This window comes from Hyphomonas sp. GM-8P (genome assembly GCF_003263315.1).
Classification (GTDB): domain Bacteria; phylum Pseudomonadota; class Alphaproteobacteria; order Caulobacterales; family Hyphomonadaceae; genus Hyphomonas.
Genome location: NZ_AWFE01000100.1, coordinates 1 through 7,115 on the forward strand (window position 1 = coordinate 1; position 7,115 = coordinate 7,115).

At 58.3% G+C, this 7,115-nt stretch carries 9 protein-coding genes; 1 reads left to right on the forward strand and 8 read right to left on the reverse strand.

Annotated features, from left to right (window positions below; genetic code table 11):
• Positions 1–2: 2 nt before the first annotated feature.
• A complete protein-coding gene (locus HY26_RS15160; RefSeq protein WP_255567041.1) occupies positions 3–164 on the forward strand; it encodes a DUF736 family protein in 162 nt (53 codons plus the stop codon).
• Positions 165–819: 655 nt separating this feature from the next.
• On the opposite strand, the gene mobF is transcribed toward HY26_RS15160, so the two are convergent.
• The 8 genes from mobF to HY26_RS15200 form a co-directional block, all read right to left on the reverse strand.
• Positions 820–1,911: a MobF family relaxase gene (gene mobF, locus HY26_RS15165; protein WP_112073978.1), complete on the reverse strand. Its 1,092-nt coding sequence runs from the start codon at positions 1,909–1,911 to the stop codon at positions 820–822.
• Positions 1,911–3,716: a helicase HerA-like domain-containing protein gene (locus tag HY26_RS15170; protein WP_112073979.1), complete on the reverse strand. Its 1,806-nt coding sequence runs from the start codon at positions 3,714–3,716 to the stop codon at positions 1,911–1,913. The genes mobF and HY26_RS15170 overlap by 1 nt, the downstream gene beginning before the upstream one ends.
• An 11-nt stretch (positions 3,717–3,727) precedes the next feature.
• The gene (locus tag HY26_RS15175; protein ID WP_112073980.1) at positions 3,728–4,039 is read right to left on the reverse strand and encodes a hypothetical protein; all 312 of its coding nucleotides are present in this window, start codon (positions 4,037–4,039) and stop codon (positions 3,728–3,730) included.
• Entirely contained in the window at positions 4,036–4,299 is a 264-nt protein-coding gene (locus HY26_RS15180; protein WP_233351646.1) for an AlpA family transcriptional regulator, read from the reverse strand. Before HY26_RS15180 ends, HY26_RS15175 begins: the two co-directional genes overlap by 4 nt.
• A 320-nt stretch (positions 4,300–4,619) precedes the next feature.
• Positions 4,620–5,120: a hypothetical protein gene (locus HY26_RS19060; protein WP_112073981.1), complete on the reverse strand. Its 501-nt coding sequence runs from the start codon at positions 5,118–5,120 to the stop codon at positions 4,620–4,622.
• 24 nt (positions 5,121–5,144) lie between these two features.
• Positions 5,145–5,429, reverse strand: a complete 285-nt coding sequence (locus HY26_RS15190) for a hypothetical protein (protein WP_112073982.1) — start codon at positions 5,427–5,429, stop codon at positions 5,145–5,147.
• A gap of 32 nt (positions 5,430–5,461) precedes the next feature.
• Positions 5,462–6,178 carry a hypothetical protein gene (locus HY26_RS15195; protein WP_146740257.1) on the reverse strand — a complete coding sequence of 239 codons (717 nt, stop codon included), beginning with the start codon at positions 6,176–6,178 and terminating at the stop codon, positions 5,462–5,464.
• Positions 6,150–6,707 carry a Panacea domain-containing protein gene (locus HY26_RS15200; RefSeq protein WP_158531524.1) on the reverse strand — a complete coding sequence of 186 codons (558 nt, stop codon included), beginning with the start codon at positions 6,705–6,707 and terminating at the stop codon, positions 6,150–6,152. Before HY26_RS15200 ends, HY26_RS15195 begins: the two co-directional genes overlap by 29 nt.
• Positions 6,708–7,115: the final 408 nt, after the last annotated feature.

Genomic DNA, 7,115 nt, shown 5'->3' on the forward strand with positions numbered 1-7,115 from the left:
AAATCGGCGGCGGCTGGATGCGCAAGGCGAAATCTTCAGGCCGCGAATATGTCTCTTTGACCCTCGCCGACCCGCAAATCGGTCCCCGCCGGATCTACGCAAACCTCGCCCCGGTCAAGGGCAAGAAAGGCCTGCACGTGATCCTCTGGAATCCGAAGGACTGATCGTGGCGGTGACGGCACCTGCGGGTGCCGTCACCTTGCGCTTGTGTGTTTTAAGTGGTCGCCCGCACGCGTCGCCGAAAGAGTCGCCTTGAGCAGGGTAAGTCACGATAACGAGGTCATGTTCTGCAAACGCTCGCTGCGGCGAGCGTCGGCCAACCCGTTGGCTGCTTGCGATCACATCTTGTGATTTCAAGTTGTCGAACTGTGCCTTCGTCAGCGATAAATCTGGACCTTCGGAAGACGCTTCATGTGCTGCATCAGGGGCTAGATGAGCGCACGGGCTTCGAAAGCAAAGAACCTGGCGCGGTCAAGGACAAGATGGGTCGCAACGTGATCCTCTGGAATCCGTGGGACTAAGTCTATCGGCACCAAGCGACGCGACAGAACATCCTTGTCGTGCAGTTTCCTTAAATAACAAAAAGTCCGAAAAATGTTAGTTGTTGGTCGTCTGCTTTCATTTGTGTGAGGTGTTCACACCCCATGCACCTTCGATGCTGACAGACCGCCGAGCGATCCAGTCTCAAACACCCACAGCTAAGGGAAATCTCGCCCGGAAAAGCCGTGTACGGAAGCCGCATCCAGCGATTACGAATTTTCGGAGATCGGCTCACAGGTCAACGATTACGGGCGGATACGCCCAAGATATGCGTATACGTCAGCGCTCGTGTTCAGTGTCACGCTCGCCCGATCTTTGACGCAGGCTGATCCGCACGCCTTGCATGCTGGATGAAGTTCGCGACGCGTGCGCGATGGCGCTGATCATTTGCTGCACCGAGGGCAGAGGACGGGCTTGCGATTGCGTGCGTGCTCCTCGACCTGGCATCGGACCGAGGCGGGTTGGAGCGCCTACTTGCGCTTGCTGCTGACGTGCTCTGGCGAGATCGAAGCCGAGCGTTCTGGCTTCTGCTTGCCATGCCTGAAACAGTGCCGTGCGCTCTCTTGGCCGTTTGGCCTGCCGTGTGCGCAGGGCTGCCAGTTCCATCCCTTTGGCCGTACGGTAGCCATAGGTGTCGGCCGCGCTTTCGATCGCCTGCCTGCGCTTCGAAAAAGCACGCTCGATGTCGCGAGGGATCGCGGTCAGGCGAAAGCTCGTGCCATGGCGCTCGACGGCATGGCCATCGCGCTCGAGTCCATTGGCGAGGTGCGCGCGGTAGATGGCGCCCGCTTCCTTCTGAGCCTTGTAGAGATTGCGGCTGACGAGACTGCCCCAGCTTCCATCTCGGCGAGGCGCAAGATTGAAGATGAAGGCGTGGGTGTGGAGCTGAGGGTCGAGATCACGGCTCGTGTGATGGTGGAAGCGGGCAATCGTGAGACCGGCGACGGGCTCGCGGATCGCGCCGCCCTTGCCGCGCCTTGTGAATGCGTGATGATCTTCGAGATGGGTGGTGGCGGCATGAACAGCTTGACGGTGAGCAGCTTCGATCATGGCACGTTCAGTAGGGGATGAAAGCGCCCACATGACCGAGACCGATTTTGGGGCCGAGAATGTCATGTCCCAACCGGGGGCGTGCGACTTTCCGATCTGGGTAAGGCGCGCGCCAGTTCTCGGATCGTGCCCATTCAGAGCAGCTTCGAAATCTGCGTTGGAGACGGGGCCTTCAAGCGCGAGCCGTTCGGCGCCTCTGCCGTCCCATTCGCCATCTGCTTCGGCTTCGCCCTGGCCAGTATAGTACTCGTCCTGAGCCATATGCTTGAAATAACTCACCGCGGCGGCAACGGACTTCCGGGCGGAGATCGATGCGACCATCAGGTGTCGTGTTCCCGGGAGAATGTATTCCGGATGCGCTGGGCGACTTCCGGCGACAGGATCGAAGTCAGGAAGCTGTTTGGCGCGTCAGGCAGCGGCGCAAGTTCCCGCGCAGGTCTTGTCGTCCAGTCGGCGAGCACACTGGCGGGACGCAATTCGCTGAGCTGCGGATAGGGGAGGGTGATCTCGTAGGCATGTTCGCCGGGGCCGATGAGGAGCGCGCGGACGCCTTGCTTGAATGCGCCCAGCCTGTCCGACAGTTCCGATGGCGTTATGACAGGACGAACTTCCCGCTCCTTAGTCCAGCTTGTCGAAATTTGGCCGCCTGATCGTGTCTCGCTCTTGCGGTAGAACTCGACGGTCTGCTGGCCGATCAACCGGCTCGTCGTTTCGGCGCTCTGCCCCAGATTCATGCGGGTGATGATGTGCGTGCCAATCATGCCGATCCATGCATCGGCCTGGTCATGCCCGTACGTGTTGCGGATCTGGGAAAGGTCCTGCGCGCCGAGCACCACGCTGATGCCCTTGGACCGGCCGACATCCAGCAGGGTCGAGAAATGGGGCAGGCGTTCGAGTTGAGGGAACTCGTCGAGAAAGAGCCAGGTACGCCGTTCCGGGTTCTCCTGCATGGCCGGTGAAGCCGCGTGGGAGGCGAGAAGACCAACAATGCCGGACAGCCAGGCCTTGGTCAGCTGCGGATAGCGTCCATCATGCTGCAGCACGATCGGATGACACGCCGGATGGCCCAGCCATTCGCGGACAGAGAAGGATCGCCCGCGCGAACTTTTCGGCCAGGCTTCAGCGAGGACGCTCACCACATTCATATGAGCCTTGAAGGTCGAGATGATGCTCTGCGTCGTCTTGCTGCTTGGTTCTTTCAGGAACTGGATCGCTTCCGGATGGTAGCATTCGGCAATACTGAGAAGCGCATCTGCATCCGCGATCACCAGTTTTCGGAGGTCTGTCCAACCCCAGCCGCGTCCTTGTCTGACCTGGAGCGAGATAACGCAGGCCGTCAGGATCTCGCGTGCTGCGTCTGACCAGATACGGTCGGACCGGCTTTCAGGGATGAGCCGCGCCGCGAGCTCACGCGCTTCCTGAGGGGTCTGGCAGTCGGTTGCGATGTCCCATTGCAGCGAGCGGGCATCATGCGGCGCAATGATATTGCCGATCCTGGGCAGCTTCGAGGTCATGTCGCCTTTGACATCGAGCACCATCACTTTGTCGCCGCGCTCAATGGCCTGAAGCATGAGGTGCAGCATGGCGGTGGTCTTGCCCGCGCCGGTACTGCCCCAGATGAGGAAGTGACGGCTCTCACGGTCGCGGCTGATGGGAATGCCGGGCGGAAACTCAAGCCCGGATCCGGACCGGCGGCACTCGCGTCTTGACAGGGACTGGAGCGCTCGTCGTGCGGTTTTGCCCGCAAGGTGCTTCCGCCCACGAATGACTTTTGGGGACGGACGGGCGGTCATCGTCTGACGGATGAGGCCGATCAGGGCTAGGAGCGATAGTCCCGTCAAAATCGCGACGGCATTGTGCCGAAGCATGAATTGCCCGGTCGTTCCATAGCGGTCGAGGATGCGTCGGCATCTCGGCCAGTCAGAAGATCCGATAGGATCTCCAATGAGGGAGGTAATCCGGGCTTTGCCGCATCTCGCCATGAACGCGCTGTCGTGGCGAGCGTAGACGCCCGCCTCGGTATAGGTGCCAGGTGGGTATAATTCGAAACCAAGCTTGTAGGTTGCGATAGAAGCTGCGCCACACAGGACAGCGAAGGTGAAGAGGACGGGCTTGAGGTGTCTCATGGAACGGGCCCTCAACCGGCAGTCCCGCCGCTGAGAGCAAGGAGTAATTGCTCGAACATGGATTCAATGCGTTCAAGCGAGCCGGACTGCCTACCGACTGTGGTCGAAGCTGCAGTCAGATCCTGGGATAGGGCTGCGAGCCTTCGCTCGATCTTCAGGAGGCGTTCGGCCTGCGTGTACGGATCACCGTCTGTCAAACCCGACAGGATAAGCTCTCGCGCGACGCCGGTCGGGGTTCCGGACATGCGGCGAGCCCGTACGGTCAGCTGTTTGATATCCGATTCGGCGAGACGGATCGATAGAGGCCTTGTCTTGTTGGTCATTGGGGAGGCCGCTTTGGCTCGTTTTGGGACTTCTCGCATTCGGCGAGCCAGCGGAGTACGGTACGCCGGCGGTAACGGACAGCCGAGCCCAGCTTCAGGAAGGGTGGCCCTCCGCCACGGCAGCGCCAGGTGGCAAGTGTGCAGACCGGAACGCCGGTCAGCCGAGATACCGAAGGCGTATCGATGGCCTCATCGAGCCAGTCGGGATTGTGCTGGAGGATGTCCTCGATTTCGGGAAATTCGTCGCGTGGATCGGGCATGCACTCTACTCCTCATACTGTGAGTAGGGGGCAGCCCAGCACAACTTGGCCGATCAGAAAAGAGCAACGAAATCCTTGAGTTGCCTAAAGATGCCCGGGAATTCACGCGGCTTCACGATACACCATAAAAAGCCACATATTTCCTCTCTCACACTTCCGAAGTACTTAGTGACGCTAGGCAGTCGCAGCTCTTACCACACAGAAAATCTTTCGTGTGATAGGACTTGAAGGGTAGTATGCTACAGCGTTTTCTGGGGCGGCCCTTGTCGAAAGCATAGACCGTCGGGATCGACCGCACGCCGAGCCCGATTCAGGCGCGGTCAAGCAAAATGGTTCAGTAGGAAGAACATCGCAACGCAAGCCACTCCAGACACGATGTAGACTCGGACCCAGTGTCCGTACCTGTCCAAGTCGTCGTCTCCGGACTTGAACCGTGCGAAAGTTATGGGGACAGTCGCTGCAGCCAAGAAGAAGCCGATTAAAGAGTACCCGACAAAGATCCGGTTCGGGATCATAACGACGTGGCTCAGCCAATGCGTCGGCGCTCCTTTGTCTTTCATTGCCTGCACGGTTCCGAATGTCAGAACGCCAGTCCACCAGAATGAGATGACCCAAAAATCGGACAGGAACGTGGGCGGGTGCCATCCCGTCACTCTCTCCGGTCCGAAGTTTAGAGCTCCGTGAACGACGCTTTCGAACTGTGCGGCCACTTGAGCCATCCATCCATGCAGCTCAATCCCGAAAGCCCTGCGATAGACGTTGAAGACCGATAGCGCGGCGAGGGGGCTTGTCGCAAGTGGTAGGTATCGGGCGAGCTTCATGAGGGCATAGGGGAGAGTGAACCTTCAGAACAGTCCCGCTTCTCGTGACACATGGTACGCGAAGAAGCCAAAGATCCAGAGAAGGAAGACCTTCGTGAAGATTAGCCCGATGATTTGTTTGCCGGGCCGAAGGAAATCTACTCGTTCGCCCGCTTCGAGCTTCCGTTGGATGTACCAACTAGGATCGACGGTCGCTCGGATCATAACCAATACCTGTTCCAGCATCGACAGACCGATAAATACCAGCGCCACGACATATGCTTTCAGGAAATAAGCTATCCCTGCGGCCAAGAGGAAGAAGAATGTCACGCTAACTCGCCCTTCCTATTGTGGGCAGCTTCTCAGCCGCCCCACCAGTCGTCGCCAGCTGCGCGACGGCGTTCCGAGGAAACCCTTTCCTCGTTGATCGTACGCCAGATGTCATAGGTCTCGGTGACCATCTCCTGCAGCTCGTCGAATGTGTACAGCTCGAACTGGCTATCCCATTTCTCGACGATGATCCGTTCGTCGCGATCAGGGGCAGGAAACTGAAGGACCAGGAGCGCCGCTTCGGAGAAGTCCGGGTCCGGCAGGCGCAGTTGCTGGTGCATCATCGACATGGCGAACCGCAGACCTACTTTTGTCAGGCGCGTCCCTCTCCGGTGGTCGAGGAATACGAACGTCGGTCGGTCACGATGAAGGAATGCAAAATTGCCCCAATAGCGCACCGACGCGATCGAACCGATGGCCATTGAAGATTGCGGCTTTTCCACTGCAGGCCCTGCATTCTCCTGCGCCCACTGCCAGAGCAACCGGGTTACCTCGATGCAGGCGCTTTCCTGGGCGTCGATGCGACAGCTTTTCCGGATCTGAGACTCAATCTTCGCGAGCGACGGTTCGCGAAGACGCAAACCCATCGGGTTCGCCGGATTGAAAATGTTGAAGACCTGTTCCCGGGCAGGCTGGTAAGACCACGATCCACCACCGGTCTTGAAGGAACGCAGCATCGACCATTTCATCTCGGTCGGCTGCGGTGCGATACGAGCCAGATCAATCTCCGGCAAAGGGCGTAGCTTCATCGGTTTCTCCGTATGTCGACGCGTCCCTCAGAGGCATCTTGAGGCGGGAGAATCGACTTACGGTAAGTATATCATCGATGCGGTTACCAATGGTAGGGCCCGTTTTCGATTTGTTCCAGACGTCTGCCCACGCACCCTCAGGGGCGTGTGACAGCTCGATCAGCTGGCCCGGTGACAGGTGCCCCATCGTTCTGAGCACGTGCTCAAGATGGAAGAGCGCTTCTGCGTCCTGCAGCGGATCCACGTCGCTGATCTCGCCGGTGAACGGGTTCACCTTCCGGATCGGCTCTTTGACCGGCTCGCGTCCATGCTCCTTGAGGGCGTGATACACAGGAGGACAGACCGGGCCGTAGTCCCATGCTTCAAACACCCCTTGCACGAGCGGTCGCTTGTTCTGAACGAGGAATGAGGCGTGGGCGAAGTAGAGTAGCTTCTGAATAGAAACGTTAGGCAGCACGACGCCAATCCGATTGCCGATGGCAATCATCGCATTCACAACTGACCGAGGATCAGACCCATTGGCGCTCATTGACACCCACCGAAGAGATTCGCGTAAACATAGCATGAACGGTGAGGGAGCAAAGCGAGCCAGCTTGCGAAAACGCCGCATATGAGCTGATGTTAGAGAGATCTGAGCCCACAACCGTCAGGGCTGACCTGAAGATGAATTCATCAAGCCATGTTCGACGAGTGCCTGATTTGAGTTAAACATGCTCGGTAAGGGCGAGCTATCCGAAATCACCTCAAAATGCGCAGGGTCCGTGTACGGCACAAAAGGCGGTTCCGTGGTAACCGTGGTAACTTTTTGGAACTTGATCCAGCAAAGAGTATCAATTCAAGACAAATGTAGAATTGTTTTTATTTGAATTTTTCAAACTCCAGCAACGCGTAGCACCCCCAGATTCCGATTCCTAATCTGTAGGTCGTGAGTTCGAAT

Excerpts from the sequence above, each read along its gene's own strand:
- HY26_RS15200 (WP_158531524.1), bottom strand. The coding sequence starts at position 6,707 with ATGAGCGCCAATGGGTCTGATCCTCGGTCAGTTGTGAATGCGATGATT.
- HY26_RS15175 (WP_112073980.1), bottom strand. The coding sequence starts at position 4,039 with ATGACCAACAAGACAAGGCCTCTATCGATCCGTCTCGCCGAATCGGAT.
- mobF (WP_112073978.1), bottom strand. The coding sequence starts at position 1,911 with ATGGTCGCATCGATCTCCGCCCGGAAGTCCGTTGCCGCCGCGGTGAGT.
- HY26_RS19060 (WP_112073981.1), bottom strand. The coding sequence starts at position 5,120 with ATGAAGCTCGCCCGATACCTACCACTTGCGACAAGCCCCCTCGCCGCG.
- HY26_RS15180 (WP_233351646.1), bottom strand. The coding sequence starts at position 4,299 with ATGCCCGATCCACGCGACGAATTTCCCGAAATCGAGGACATCCTCCAG.
- HY26_RS15170 (WP_112073979.1), bottom strand. The coding sequence starts at position 3,716 with ATGAGACACCTCAAGCCCGTCCTCTTCACCTTCGCTGTCCTGTGTGGC.
- HY26_RS15195 (WP_146740257.1), bottom strand. The coding sequence starts at position 6,178 with ATGAAGCTACGCCCTTTGCCGGAGATTGATCTGGCTCGTATCGCACCG.